The sequence below is a fragment of the Aquabacterium humicola genome (assembly GCF_030167915.1).
GTDB lineage: Bacteria > Pseudomonadota > Gammaproteobacteria > Burkholderiales > Burkholderiaceae_C > Pseudaquabacterium > Pseudaquabacterium humicola.
In genome coordinates this window covers 2,041,873-2,054,225 of sequence record NZ_JARGNB010000001.1, presented here as the reverse complement: position 1 = coordinate 2,054,225, position 12,353 = coordinate 2,041,873, and the positions used below count along the sequence as shown (strand labels likewise).

At 69.6% G+C, this 12,353-nt stretch carries 12 protein-coding genes; 11 read left to right on the top strand and 1 reads right to left on the bottom strand.

Features of this window, described 5'->3' with window-relative positions:
- Position 1 precedes the first annotated feature (1 nt).
- The 9 genes from atpE (at position 2) to P1K89_RS09140 (ending at position 8,056) form a co-directional block, all read left to right on the top strand.
- A complete protein-coding gene (gene atpE / locus P1K89_RS09180; protein ID WP_284616067.1) occupies positions 2-283 on the top strand; it encodes a F0F1 ATP synthase subunit C in 282 nt (93 codons plus the stop codon).
- 88 nt (positions 284-371) lie between these two features.
- Positions 372-842 carry a F0F1 ATP synthase subunit B gene (locus tag P1K89_RS09175; protein ID WP_284616066.1) on the top strand — a complete coding sequence of 157 codons (471 nt, stop codon included), beginning with the start codon at positions 372-374 and terminating at the stop codon, positions 840-842.
- 2 nt (positions 843-844) lie between these two features.
- Positions 845-1,384, top strand: coding sequence for a F0F1 ATP synthase subunit delta (locus tag P1K89_RS09170; protein WP_284616065.1), 540 nt, complete (start codon positions 845-847; stop codon positions 1,382-1,384).
- A gap of 47 nt (positions 1,385-1,431) precedes the next feature.
- Entirely contained in the window at positions 1,432-2,985 is a 1,554-nt protein-coding gene (atpA, locus tag P1K89_RS09165; protein ID WP_284616064.1) for a F0F1 ATP synthase subunit alpha, read from the top strand.
- Between the two features lie 29 nt (positions 2,986-3,014).
- Positions 3,015-3,908, top strand: coding sequence for a F0F1 ATP synthase subunit gamma (gene atpG, locus P1K89_RS09160; protein WP_284616063.1), 894 nt, complete (start codon positions 3,015-3,017; stop codon positions 3,906-3,908).
- A 52-nt stretch (positions 3,909-3,960) separates the two neighbouring features.
- On the top strand, positions 3,961-5,376 hold the full coding sequence (gene atpD, locus P1K89_RS09155) for a F0F1 ATP synthase subunit beta (RefSeq protein ID WP_284616062.1): 1,416 nt from the start codon (positions 3,961-3,963) through the stop codon (positions 5,374-5,376).
- Positions 5,377-5,416: 40 nt separating this feature from the next.
- The gene (locus P1K89_RS09150) at positions 5,417-5,833 is read left to right on the top strand and encodes a F0F1 ATP synthase subunit epsilon (protein WP_284616061.1); all 417 of its coding nucleotides are present in this window, start codon (positions 5,417-5,419) and stop codon (positions 5,831-5,833) included.
- A gap of 248 nt (positions 5,834-6,081) precedes the next feature.
- On the top strand, positions 6,082-7,206 hold the full coding sequence (locus P1K89_RS09145; RefSeq protein WP_284616060.1) for a beta-ketoacyl-ACP synthase III: 1,125 nt from the start codon (positions 6,082-6,084) through the stop codon (positions 7,204-7,206).
- A gap of 43 nt (positions 7,207-7,249) precedes the next feature.
- A complete protein-coding gene (locus P1K89_RS09140) occupies positions 7,250-8,056 on the top strand; it encodes a Rossmann-fold NAD(P)-binding domain-containing protein (protein ID WP_284616059.1) in 807 nt (268 codons plus the stop codon).
- A gap of 10 nt (positions 8,057-8,066) precedes the next feature.
- Here the strand turns inward: P1K89_RS09140 and P1K89_RS09135 are convergent, their stop codons facing one another.
- The gene (locus P1K89_RS09135) at positions 8,067-8,681 is read right to left on the bottom strand and encodes an HD domain-containing protein (RefSeq protein ID WP_284616058.1); all 615 of its coding nucleotides are present in this window, start codon (positions 8,679-8,681) and stop codon (positions 8,067-8,069) included.
- A gap of 116 nt (positions 8,682-8,797) precedes the next feature.
- On the opposite strand from P1K89_RS09135, the gene hemE reads away from it, so the two are divergent.
- Positions 8,798-9,889: a uroporphyrinogen decarboxylase gene (gene hemE / locus P1K89_RS09130; protein ID WP_284616057.1), complete on the top strand. Its 1,092-nt coding sequence runs from the start codon at positions 8,798-8,800 to the stop codon at positions 9,887-9,889.
- Positions 9,890-10,242: 353 nt separating this feature from the next.
- The gene (locus P1K89_RS09125; protein ID WP_284616056.1) at positions 10,243-12,351 is read left to right on the top strand and encodes a primosomal protein N'; all 2,109 of its coding nucleotides are present in this window, start codon (positions 10,243-10,245) and stop codon (positions 12,349-12,351) included.
- The last annotated feature ends 2 nt before the right edge of the window (positions 12,352-12,353 follow it).

The window sequence follows — 12,353 nt, the reverse complement described above, 5'->3', positions numbered from 1 at the left end:
CATGGAAGTCATCAGCTTTGTCGCTCTCGCCGCCGGTCTGATCATCGGTCTGGGCGCCGTCGGTGCGTGTATCGGCATCGGCATCATGGGCAGCAAGTACCTCGAATCGGCCGCGCGCCAGCCCGAGCTGATGGGCGAACTGCAGACCAAGATGTTCCTGCTGGCCGGCCTGATCGACGCGGCGTTCATCATCGGCACCGGTATCGCGCTGTGGTTCGCCACCGCCAACCCGTTCCTGGGCCAGATCGCTGCGGCCGTTGCTGCCGCCGGTGGCGCCAAGTAAGTCCTTCCGACTTCCTGGTTCCTGGAGGCCGACTGCCGTCCTGCGCAGCTTCGGCCACCACTTTCGTCACCGTGATTGAGGCATCAAAGTGAGCATCAACGGTACCCTCATCGCCCAGATGATCGTGTTCCTGATCCTGGTCTGGTTCACGATGAAGTTCGTCTGGCCGCCGATCATCGCCGCGCTCGACGAGCGCGCGAAGAAGATCGCCGACGGCCTGTCGGCTGCCGACAAGGCCAAGGCCGATTCGGCCGCCGCCGAGAAGAAGATCCAGGCCGCGCTGTCGTCCGCGAAGGACGACGCCGCCAAGCGCCTGGCCGATGCCGAGCGTCTGGCGCAGTCCATGGTCGAGGAAGCGAAGTCGCGCGCCGCCGAAGAGGGCGCGAAGATCATCGCCGCCGCCAAGGCCGAAGCCGCGCAGGAAAGCATCAAGGCGCGCGAAGCGCTGCGCGAACAGGTTGCCGGCCTCGCGATCAAGGGCGCCGAACAGATCCTGCGGCGCGAAGTCAACGCCGGCGTGCATGCCGAGCTGCTGGGCCGTCTGAAGACGGAGCTCTGAGCATGGCCGAGATCGCCACCATCGCGCGCCCCTACGCCGAGGCGCTGTTCAAGGCGGCCGGCCCGCAGACGGTCGGACTGGCCGAGCAGCTCGATGCGCTCGCGCAGTTCGCTTCGAACGCCGACCTGCGCCAGCTCGCCGACGACCCGAAGGTCAGCGCCGCGCAGGTCTTCGAGGTGCTCGGTGCCGTCGCCGCGCGCGCCGGCCTGACGCTCGACTCGAAGGTCAGCAACCTCGTGCAGGCGGTCCTCGACAACGGCCGCCTCGCCGCGCTGACCGAGATCGCCGCGCAGTTCAAGGCGCTGGTCAACGCGCAGTCGGGCAGCTCCGACGCGCTGATCCAGAGTGCCTTCCCGATCGAGCCGGCCGCGCTGGCCGACACGGTCGCAGCGCTCGAGAAGCGCTTCGGCCGCAAGCTCAACGCCCGGGTCGAGCTCGACCCCGGCCTGATCGGCGGCATCCGCGTGGTGGTCGGCGACGAGGTGCTGGACACCTCGGTCAAGGCCCGCCTCGAACAAATGAAGGTCGCCCTGACGGCGTGACGCCGCGGCGAAGCACTGCCGCTCATCCGTCGTCTTAGGAGAAACGTATGCAACTGAATCCCGCTGAGATTTCCGAGCTGATCAAGAGCCGCATCGAAGGCCTTGGCGCCTCGGCCGACATCAAGAACCAGGGCACGGTCGTGTCCGTCACCGACGGCATCGTGCGTGTGCACGGCCTGTCGGACGCGATGGCCGGCGAAATGCTGGAGTTCCCGCCCACGCCCGGCGGCCAGCCCACCTTCGGCCTGGCGCTGAACCTCGAGCGCGACTCGGTCGGCGCGGTGATCCTGGGTGAGTACGAGCACATCTCCGAAGGCGACACCGTCAAGTGCACGGGCCGCATCCTGGAAGTGCCGGTCGGCCCGGAACTGATCGGCCGCGTCGTCAACGCGCTCGGCCAGCCGATCGACGGCAAGGGCCCGATCAACGCCAAGATGACGGACGTGATCGAGAAGGTCGCGCCGGGCGTGATCGCGCGCCAGTCGGTGTCGCAGCCGGTGCAGACGGGCCTGAAGTCGATCGACTCGATGGTGCCGATCGGCCGCGGCCAGCGCGAGCTGATCATCGGCGACCGCCAGACCGGCAAGACCGCGGTGGCGATCGACGCGATCATCAACCAGAAGGGTCAGAACATGACCTGCGTCTACGTCGCGATCGGCCAGAAGGCGTCGTCGATCAAGAACGTGGTGCGCGCGCTCGAAGCCAACGGCGCGATGGACTACACCATCGTCGTCGCCGCGTCGGCCTCCGAATCGGCGGCGATGCAGTACGTGTCGGCCTACTCCGGCTGCACGATGGGCGAGTACTTCCGCGATCGCGGCCAGGATGCGCTGATCATCTATGACGACCTGTCCAAGCAGGCCGTCGCGTACCGCCAGGTCTCGCTGCTGCTGCGCCGCCCGCCGGGCCGCGAAGCCTTCCCCGGCGACGTGTTCTATCTGCACAGCCGCCTGCTCGAGCGTGCCGCGCGCGTGAACGCCGACTACGTCGAGAAGTTCACCAACGGCGAGGTCAAGGGCAAGACCGGTTCGCTGACCGCGCTGCCGATCATCGAGACCCAGGCCGGCGACGTGTCCGCCTTCGTGCCGACCAACGTGATCTCGATCACCGACGGCCAGATCTTCCTGGAGACCGCGCTGTTCAACGCCGGCATCCGTCCCGCGATCAACGCCGGTATCTCGGTGTCCCGCGTCGGCGGCGCCGCGCAGACCAAGCTGATCAAGGGCCTGTCGGGCGGCATCCGTACCGACCTGGCGCAGTACCGCGAGCTGGCGGCCTTCGCGCAGTTCGCGTCGGACCTCGACGACGCCACCCGCAAGCAGCTGGACCGCGGTGCCCGCGTGACCGAACTGCTGAAACAGGCGCAGTACTCGCCGCTGCCGATCAGCCTGATGGGCGCGACGCTGTTCGCCGTCAACAAGGGCTTCATGGACGACGTCGACGTCAAGAAGATCCTGTCGTTCGAGCACGGCCTGCACCAGCACCTGAAGTCGAGCCACGCCGCGCTGCTGGCCAAGCTCGAGAACGACAAGGCGATGGACAAGGCCGCCGAAGAGGAACTCACCGCCGCGATCGGCGCGTTCAAGAAGTCGTTCGCCTGATTCCGCACGCCTAGACAAGGAGCACCGTCATGGCGGTCGGAAAAGAGATACGCGGCAAGATCAAGAGCTTCGAGAACACGAAGAAGATCACCAAGGCCATGGAGATGGTCGCGGCGTCGAAGATGCGCAAGGCGCAGGACCGCATGCGTGCGGCCCGCCCTTATGCCGACAAGATCCGCAACATCGCCGCCAACCTGTCGCAGGCCAACCCCGAGTACAAGTCGGCGTACCTGCGCAAGACGGCCGAAGGCCAGGGCGCGAAGGCGGTCGGCTTCATCGTGGTCACGACGGACAAGGGCCTCTGCGGCGGCCTGAACACCAACGTGCTGCGCGCGGTGACGACCAAGATGCGCGAGCTGCAGGCGGCCGGCGTTTCGGCGCACGCGGTGGCGATCGGCAACAAGGGCAACGGCTTCCTGAACCGCATCGGCGTCAAGGTGCTGAGCCACGTCACGCAGCTCGGCGACAAGCCGCAGCTCGACAAGCTGATCGGCCCGGTCAAGGTGATGCTGGACGCGTTCACCGAAGGCAAGCTCGACGCGGTCTACGTCTGCTACACCAAGTTCATCAACACGATGAACCAGGAGCCGGTGGTCGAGCAGCTGCTGCCACTGGCGCCCGCGCGCCTGGAGCAGTCGGCCGCCGAGAAGGCGCAGTACGGCTGGGACTACCTGTACGAGCCGGACGCCGCGACCGTCATCGAGGACCTGCTGACGCGCTACATCGAGGCGCTGGTCTACCAGGCGGTGGCCGAGAACATGGCCTCGGAGCAGTCGGCGCGCATGGTCGCGATGAAGGCTGCGACGGACAACGCCGGCAACCTGATCGCCGAGCTGAAGCTGGTCTACAACAAGACCCGCCAGGCGGCCATCACGAAGGAACTGTCCGAGATCGTCGGCGGCGCGGCCGCCATCAGTGGCTAACGCTCAGGCGACGCGGCCGCACGCAACGAATACTGTTTGAAGGATCAAGACAATGGCTAACACGCAGCAAGCACAGGGCAAGATCGTTCAGTGCATCGGCGCCGTCGTGGACGTCGAATTCCCGCGCGACAGCATGCCGCGCGTGTACGACGCGCTCAAGCTCGAAGGCTCGGCGCTGACGCTCGAGGTGCAGCAGCAGCTCGGCGACGGCATCGTGCGCACGATCGCGCTGGGCTCGTCCGACGGCCTGCGCCGCGGGCTGATGGTCAGCAACACCGGCGCCAACATCACCGTGCCGGTCGGCAAGGCGACGCTCGGCCGCATCATGGACGTGCTGGGCAATCCGATCGACGAGCGCGGCCCGGTCGACCAGACCCTGACCGCCCCGATCCACCGCAAGGCGCCCGCCTACGACGAGCTGTCGCCGTCGCAGGAGCTGCTCGAGACCGGCATCAAGGTGATCGACCTGATCTGCCCGTTCGCCAAGGGCGGCAAGGTGGGCCTGTTCGGCGGCGCCGGCGTCGGCAAGACCGTCAACATGATGGAGCTCATCAACAACATCGCGAAGGCGCACTCGGGCCTGTCGGTGTTCGCCGGCGTCGGCGAGCGCACCCGCGAGGGCAACGACTTCTACCACGAGATGTCGGACTCGAAGGTCGTCGTCCAGGAGGACCTGAGCCAGTCGAAGGTCGCGATGGTCTACGGCCAGATGAACGAGCCCCCGGGCAACCGCCTGCGCGTGGCGCTGACCGGCCTGACGATCGCCGAGTCGTTCCGCGACGAGGGCCGCGACGTGCTGTTCTTCGTCGACAACATCTACCGCTACACGCTGGCCGGCACCGAAGTGTCCGCGCTGCTGGGCCGCATGCCGTCCGCGGTGGGCTACCAGCCGACGCTGGCCGAGGAAATGGGCCGCCTGCAGGAGCGCATCACGTCGACCAAGGTCGGCTCGATCACCTCGATCCAGGCCGTGTACGTGCCGGCGGACGACCTGACCGACCCGTCGCCCGCGACGACCTTCGCCCACCTGGACTCGACCGTCGTGCTGTCGCGTGACATCGCCGCGCTGGGCATCTACCCGGCGGTCGACCCGCTCGACTCGACCTCGCGCCAGATCGACCCGAACGTCGTCGGCGAAGAGCACTACTCGACGACGCGCGCCGTGCAGGGCACGCTGCAGCGTTACCGCGAGCTGCGCGACATCATCGCGATCCTGGGCATGGACGAGCTGTCGCCGGAAGACAAGCTGGCCGTGGCCCGCGCGCGCAAGATCCAGCGCTTCCTGTCGCAGCCCTTCCACGTCGCCGAGGTGTTCACCGGCACGCCGGGCAAGTACGTGCCGCTGAAGGAAACCATCCGCGGCTTCAAGATGATCGTCGCCGGCGAATGCGACCACCTGCCCGAGCAGGCGTTCTACATGGTCGGCACCATCGACGAGGCGTTCGAGAAGGCGAAGAAGATTCAATAACCGCCCCGGTTCCTGAACGCCTTCACCTGAGGAATAACCGATGGCAACCATTCACGTCGACGTGGTCAGCGCGGAAGAGCAGATCTTCTCGGGCGAGGCCAAGTTCGTCGCGCTGCCGGGCGAGAACGGCGAGCTCGGCATCCTGCCGCGCCACACGCCGCTGATCACCCGCATCAAGCCGGGCGCGGTGCGCATCGAGCGGGCCGACAACGGCGAGGAAGAGTTCGTCTTCGTCGCCGGCGGCATCCTCGAGGTGCAGCCGGGCACGGTGACCGTGCTGGCCGACACCGCGATCCGCGGCCATGACCTCGACGAGGCCAAGGCCAACGAGGCGAAGAAGCTGGCCGAGGAAGCGATGAAGAACGCCAAGAGCGACATCGACTTCGCCCGTGCGCAGAGCGAGTTCGCGATGATGGCCGCGCAGATCGCGGCGATCGCCAAGCTGCGCAAGAAGTGAACCGCGATCTGCGCCCCGCGGCGCAGTGACCGTGTCGACGCCCGCCCTGCGCGGGCGTCGTGCTTTTTGAACGCGCCGCATCGCGTGCAGCGCCTGGCGCGGCGCCGGCATCCGGCGCCCAGGGCGGCGCCCCGGCGCGTTTGTCCCGAGAGGGACAGTCCTCTACCACCAGCGGGCGGGCGTGCCTACAGTGCAGGCCTGCCGCCGCCGCGCATGCCGCGCGGCGCGCCTTCCCCGGGAGACTCCCCATGACCCGCGTCGTCATCACCGGCACCGGCCTGTACCGCCCGCCGCACGTCATCAGCAACGCCGAGCTCGTCGAGGCCTTCAATGCCTACGCCGCGTTGCAGAACCAGAAGAACGCGGCGCGCATCGCCGCCGGCGAGGTCGAGGCGATGGTCGGCTCGAGCGTCGAGTTCATCGAGAAGGCCTCGGGCATCAAGCAGCGCTACGTGATCGACAAGTCCGGCGTGCTCGACCCCACGCGCATGAAGCCGCGCATCGCGCCGCGCGCCGACGAGGACCTGTCGCTGATGGCCGAGATCGCCGTCGATGCCGCGAAGCAGGCGCTGGCGCAGGCGGGCCGCAGCGGCGCGGACGTCGACGCGGTGTTCTGCGCCGCGGCCAACATGCAGCGCGCCTACCCGGCGATGGCGGTGGAGATCCAGCAGGCGCTCGGCGCGCAGGGCTACGGCTTCGACATGAACGTCGCCTGCTCCTCGGCGACCTTCGCGATCGAGCAGGCGGTCAATGCGGTGCGTGCCGGCACTGCCCGGTGCGCGCTGATCGTCAACCCGGAGATCACCTCGGCGCACCTCGAGTGGCGCGACCGCGACTGCCACTTCATCTTCGGCGACGTCTGCACCGCGATCGTCATCGAGCGCGACGACGACGCGGTGGCGAGCGAACGCTGGGAGGTGCTCGGCACCAAGCTCGCGACGCAGTTCTCGAACCACATCCGCAACAACGCCGGCTTCCTGAACCGCTGCGAGGACACCGATCCCGACGCGCGCGACAAGACCTTCCGCCAGGAGGGCCGCAAGGTGTTCAAGGAAGTCGTGCCGCTGGCCTCCGCGCACATCGAGGGCCACCTCGGCGGGCTGGGGATCGAGACGACGCAGGTGCGCCGCTACTGGCTGCACCAGGCCAACCTCGGCATGAACCTGCTGGTGATGAAGAGGCTGGTCGGCACCGAGGCCGGGCCGGATGTCGCGCCGCTGATCCTCGACGAGTACGCGAACACCGCGTCGGCCGGCTCGATCATCGCGTTCCACCAGCACCGCTCGGACCTCAAGGCGGGTGATCTCGGCCTGATCTGCTCCTTCGGCGCCGGCTACTCGGTGGGCAGCGTGGTCGTGCGCAAGTGCGCGTGAGCGCAGGCCCGTCGCCCGCGGGCGCCGTGCGCCACCGTGCTGGATGTCCTGGCTGATCCATGCGCTGCGCAGCGGCGCCGCGGAGCCGGTACGCCCGGCTGCGCGTGAAGGCCTGCTGATCGCCGGAGCAGGCGGGCCGCTCGGCTCGGCGATCCTGGAGCGCGCGCTGGGGCTGGCGCACTGGGCGCCGGTGACGGCACTGGTGACGCGACCGATCGACGTCACGCTGCAGGGCCTGCGGGTGCTGGGCGTGGACGAGGCGCTCGATGCGCTGCCGCCGATCGCCTCCCCGGTGCCGTCGACGGCACTGATCGTCTTCGACCGCGACGCCTCCGCGCATGGCCGCGAGGCCGCCTTCCTGCGGCCTCCACCGTCGCTGCTGCCGCGCCTGGCCGGCTGGCTGCGCGATGCAGGCGTGCGGCGGCTGCTGGTCGTGCTGCCGCATGCACCGGCGCTGCTGCCGGAGGCGCTGAAGCGCGGCCTCGCGTCGCTGGACGAGCAGGCGGTCGCCGCGCTGGGCTTCGACCAGCTGCTGATCGTGCGGCCGACACGCGCCGGTACAGCCGGCGATGACGCTCACTTCAGCCGCTTGCAGCGCCTGGGCCGGGCGCTGCTCGCGCAGCTGCACTGGATGGTGCCGCAGCGCGAGCAGCCGCTGCGGGCCGCCAAGGTCGCGCAGTTCGTGATCGAGCTCGCACGGCTGCTGCCGGGCGCGCCGGACGGCACGCGGGTCGTGCCGCCGGAACTGCTGTGGGACTGGGCGCAGCCCGAAGGCGGCGAGCCGCTGCTGCAGGGCTGGCTGCGCCACGAGCCCCTGCCCGACGCAGCGGTGCCCGTGCAGCGCTGGTGACCCGGGCGGCTCAGGCGTCCAGCGCGCCGACCACCGTGCGCCGCCGCGCCGGCCGGCGCTGCTCGCGCAGCTCCTGCAGCAGCACGAGGTAGTAGTCGAGCGATGGCGTCTGCTTGCCCGGCGTCTTCGCCGCATCGTCCCAGCGCCGCAGCAGCAGCGCCTGGGGCGCGAAGTCCTCGTCCTCGAAGCGCTGGCGCTCCTCGGCCGTCATCGGCCCGCCCTGCAGCGACAGCGACAACTGCGACGCCGGCGACAGCTTCGCCGCGTAGTCGGCGTCGGTGGCCACCAGGTAGCGCTTGGCGGCCACGTGCAGCCGGATCGGCTCCAGCACCTCGGGACCGAAACCGTCGCCGAGCACCTCCTGCGCGCGCAGCTCGTGGCGGTTGTCGTCGGTGTCGCTGGTCGGCGTGATGAAGTCGCCGATGTCGTGCAGCAGCGCGGCGGCGACCAGCGAAGGCTCGGCGCCGGCCCATTCGGCCAGCTGCGCACATTGCAACGCGTGCTCCAGTGCCGTCACCGATTCGCGCCGGCCGCCGTCGTAGGGCCGACTGCCATGCTCGCGGTAGAGCGCCGCGATGCGCTCGATCACATCGCCGTCCTCGGGTTCGCTGGCGCTCGCGTCCATGGCTGAAGTCCTCGGTGAAGGTGGATGGTGCGCGGGCACCTTATCACGCAGGCGTTGCACCGTCGCGGTGCTGCCCGTCCATCGGACGTGGGGGTCTGTCGGCCGATAATCCACCGATGCCCGCGCCGCTCCAGAACGACACCTTCCTGCGCGCCTGCCTGCGCCAGCCGACCGACTACACCCCGCTGTGGCTGATGCGCCAGGCCGGGCGCTACCTGCCGGAGTACAACGCGACCCGCGCCCGCGCCGGCAGCTTCATGGGGCTGGCGACCAACCCCGACTTCGCCACCGAGGTCACGCTGCAGCCGCTGGAGCGCTTTCCGCTCGACGCGGCGATCCTGTTCTCCGACATCCTCACCGTGCCCGATGCGATGGGTCTGGGCCTGAGCTTCGCGGCGGGGGAAGGCCCGCGCTTCGCGCACCCGGTGCGCGACGAAGCCGCGGTGGCATCGCTGGCGGTGCCGCCACTGGAGAAGCTGCGTTACGTCTTTGACGCGGTGTCGTCGATCCGTCGCGCGCTCGACGGCCGCGTGCCGCTGATCGGCTTTGCCGGCAGCCCGTGGACGCTGGCCTGCTACATGGTCGAAGGCGCCGGCTCGGACGACTACCGCCAGGTCAAGACCCTGCTCTATGCGCGGCCGGACCTGATGCACCGCATGCTGGCGATCACCGCCGACGCGGTGGCCGCGTACCTCAACGCCCAGATCGACGCCGGTGCGCAGGCGGTGATGGTCTTCGACTCATGGGGCGGCGTGCTCGAGCACCGGGCCTTCCAGCAGTTCAGCCTCGCCTACACCCGGCGCGTGGTCGCGCAACTCAAGCGCGAGCACGACGGCCAGCGCGTGCCGGCGATTGTCTTCACCAAGGGCGGCGGCCTGTGGCTGGAGGCCATCGCGCAGTGCGGCGCCGACGTCGTTGGCCTCGACTGGACCTGCGACCTGGGCGCCGCGCGGCGCCGCGTCGACGATGCCGTCGCGCTGCAGGGCAACCTCGATCCGATGGTGCTGTTCTCGACGCCGGACGCGGTGGCCGCCGAGGCGCGCGCGGTGCTCGACAGCTTCGGCGCGCCGCGGCGCGCGGACGGCCGCTGGGGCGGCCATGTGTTCAACCTGGGCCACGGCATCAACCAGCACACGCCACCCGAGCATGTCGCCGCGCTCGTCGAGGCCGTGCATGCCCATTCGCGAACGCTGCGGCAACCGGGTTGACCCGCATATGAATTCGCTGTCCGGCGATGGGTAAGTAAGCACTCAGGGCTTGACTTATCCCCATCAACCGGCTTCCGAGGCCCGCCGTGCGGCGTCGCCGCAACGCACCATGAAGAATTGCGCAAGTACGTGGCAAGTGCTTGATTCATAAGAAGTTTTGCAGGCTGCCCCGAAATTGGGCAAAGCGAGGCGAAGCCCGCTGGATCAAGCACTTAGCGCGTCCGCTGCCAGCTTTCCCACAAAGTTATCCACAGAACGCGGGGACAGTTGGAAAACTCGTTTCCAATCATGTACTTAGGTTCTGTTCTTGATGTTGATCCTCGGTGCGTACCGAGGTGTGGTGAGGGCGGGGCTTGACAAGCGCCCAGCGCCTTGCCGTCGTCGTCGAGACGCCGCAGCACAGCGGCCTCGGCGCGGCGCTCGACTACCTCAGTGAGCACCCGCTCGCGCCGGGCAGCCTGGTGCGCGTGCCGCTGGGCCGGCGCGAGGTGCTGGGCATCGTCTGGAACCGGGGCCACAACGCCGACGCCGAGCTGATCGACGTCGCTGCCTTGCGCGCGATCGGCGCGGCCTTCGACGGCCTGCCGCCACTGCCGCCGGCGTGGCTGGCGCTCGCCGAATTTGCCTCCGCTTACTACCAGCGCGGGATCGGTGAATTGGCGCTGTCGGTGCTGCCGCCCGAGCTGCGCAAGCTGGATGCGCCCGGGCTTGCGAAGCGGCAGGCGCGCCTCGTGAAGCGCTGGGCCCGCGAACAGACGAAGGACGCGGCCGCGCAGCAACCGGACGTGCCGCCGCCGGTCGAGCGGCCGGCGCTGGCTGACGAGCAGCAGGCCGCGCTGGCGGTCTTCGATGCGCTGCGCGCCGAGCCGCAGCCGGCGCCGATGCTGCTGCACGGCGTCACCGGCAGCGGCAAGACCGAGGTCTACCTGCGCGCGGCCGAGCGCGTGCTGGCCGACGGCCGGCAGGCGCTGGTGCTGGTGCCGGAGATCAACCTGACGCCGCAGCTCGAGGCGCGCTTCGCGGCCCGCTTCCCGGGCCGGCGCCTGGTCGCGATGCACAGCGCGCTGACGCCGGCGCAGCGCCTGTCGCACTGGCTTGCCGCGCTGCTGGGCGAAGCGGACATCGTGCTGGGCACGCGGCTCGCCGTCTTCGCGCCGCTGCCGCGGCTGGGGCTGATCGTCGTCGACGAGGAACACGACCCGTCCTACAAGCAGCAGGAGGGCGCGCGCTACTCGGCGCGCGACCTCGCGGTCTACCGCGGCCACCTCGAGCGGTTGCCGGTGATCCTGGGCTCGGCGACGCCCTCGCTCGAGACCTGGCAGCGCGCTCTGCAGGGCCGCTACCGCTCGGTGCCGCTGGCGCTGCGCATCGGCGGCGGCGCGCTGCCGCGGGTGCGGCTGTTCGACATGGGCGTGCTGCCACGGCCCTCCGGCAAGGTCGACGAGGCGCCGATCGTGCTGGCGCCGCTGGTGCTGCAGTCGCTGCGCGAGCGGCTCGAGCGCGGCGAGCAGAGCCTCGTCTTCCTGAACCGCCGCGGCTACGCACCCGTGCTGCACTGCGCCGATTGCGGCTGGAAGAGCGGCTGCCCGCACTGCAGCGCGTGGCGTGTCTTCCACAAGCGCGAACGCACGCTGCGCTGCCACCACTGCGGCTTCAGCGAACGCGTGCCGCGCGCCTGTCCAGACTGCGGCAACCTCGACATCGCACCGATCGGCCGCGGCACCGAGAAGCTCGAGGAGCAGCTGGCCGAGGCGCTGCCCGGCGCGCGCATCGCACGCATCGATGCCGATTCGGCGCGTGGCAAGGGGCAGCTCGAAAGCCGGCTCGCCGAGGTGCATGCCGGCGAGGTCGACGTGCTGGTCGGCACGCAGATGGTCACCAAGGGCCACGACTTCCGGCGCATCACGCTGGTGGTGGCGGTCAGCCCCGATGCGGCGCTCTTCGCCAGCGACTTCCGCGCGCCGGAGCGCCTGTTCGCGCTGCTGATGCAGGCCGCCGGCCGCGCCGGCCGCGATGCCGAGGCGGCCGCGCGCAGCGAGGTCTGGGTGCAGACCTGGCATCCCCAACACCCGTTGTACGCGGCCCTGAAGCGCCACGACTTCGCGGCCTTCGCCGCCAGCCAGCTCGCCGAGCGCGAGGCCGCCGGCCTGCCGCCGTTCAGCCACCTCGCGCTGCTGCGCGCCGAGGCGCGCGATGCCGCGATCGCGACCGCGTTCCTGCAGGCCGCCGCCGCGGCTGCCGGCGAGCTCGATGCCGCCGGCGCCGTCACCGTCTACCCGCCGGTGCCGGCGAGCGTCGCGAAGGTGGCCGGCATCGAGCGTGTGCAGATGCTCGTCGAGTCCGCATCGCGCGCGCGGCTGCAGCGCCTGCTCGCCGACTGGCTGCCGCGCCTGCACGCGCTGCGCGCCGCGCACAAGGGCCTGGCGCGCTGGGCGATCGACGTCGATCCGTTGGCAATATGACG

Excerpts from the sequence above, each read along its gene's own strand:
- atpE (WP_284616067.1), top strand. The coding sequence starts at position 2 with ATGGAAGTCATCAGCTTTGTCGCTCTCGCCGCCGGTCTGATCATCGGT.
- P1K89_RS09170 (WP_284616065.1), top strand. The coding sequence starts at position 845 with ATGGCCGAGATCGCCACCATCGCGCGCCCCTACGCCGAGGCGCTGTTC.
- atpA (WP_284616064.1), top strand. The coding sequence starts at position 1,432 with ATGCAACTGAATCCCGCTGAGATTTCCGAGCTGATCAAGAGCCGCATC.
- atpG (WP_284616063.1), top strand. The coding sequence starts at position 3,015 with ATGGCGGTCGGAAAAGAGATACGCGGCAAGATCAAGAGCTTCGAGAAC.
- atpD (WP_284616062.1), top strand. The coding sequence starts at position 3,961 with ATGGCTAACACGCAGCAAGCACAGGGCAAGATCGTTCAGTGCATCGGC.
- P1K89_RS09150 (WP_284616061.1), top strand. The coding sequence starts at position 5,417 with ATGGCAACCATTCACGTCGACGTGGTCAGCGCGGAAGAGCAGATCTTC.
- P1K89_RS09145 (WP_284616060.1), top strand. The coding sequence starts at position 6,082 with ATGACCCGCGTCGTCATCACCGGCACCGGCCTGTACCGCCCGCCGCAC.
- P1K89_RS09140 (WP_284616059.1), top strand. The coding sequence starts at position 7,250 with ATGTCCTGGCTGATCCATGCGCTGCGCAGCGGCGCCGCGGAGCCGGTA.
- P1K89_RS09135 (WP_284616058.1), bottom strand. The coding sequence starts at position 8,681 with ATGGACGCGAGCGCCAGCGAACCCGAGGACGGCGATGTGATCGAGCGC.
- hemE (WP_284616057.1), top strand. The coding sequence starts at position 8,798 with ATGCCCGCGCCGCTCCAGAACGACACCTTCCTGCGCGCCTGCCTGCGC.